The sequence below is a fragment of the Pseudomonas sp. 50_B genome (genome assembly GCF_017491625.1).
Taxonomy (GTDB): domain Bacteria; phylum Pseudomonadota; class Gammaproteobacteria; order Pseudomonadales; family Pseudomonadaceae; genus Aquipseudomonas; species Aquipseudomonas danubii.
This window is the reverse complement of the sequence record NZ_JAFGYX010000234.1, coordinates 1-226: the sequence shown is the minus strand read 5'-3', so window position 1 is coordinate 226 and position 226 is coordinate 1. Positions and strand designations below refer to the sequence as shown.

1 protein-coding gene is annotated in these 226 nt (G+C 62.4%); it reads right to left on the bottom strand.

The annotated features are described in order from the left end of the window. The coding region (locus J5M73_RS31760) for an amino acid permease (protein WP_207817079.1) at positions 1 to 226 on the bottom strand (226 nt) is incomplete at both ends.

Below are 226 nucleotides of genomic sequence, written 5' to 3'. Positions count from 1 at the left end.
CCCAGGAAGCCGATCACCGTGGCCCGCCCGACGTCCGCGCGTTTCTGCGCCCGGGCCGAGTAGACGCTGGCGCCCTCGATGCCGATGAACACGAATACCGTGACCAGCATCATGTTGCGCACCTGGTTCATCACGCTGCCCAAGTCCGGGTTCTTCACGCCCCAGATATCAGCGGTGAAGATGTCCAGCTTGAAGGCGAACAGGGCAATCAGCACGAACAGCAGCA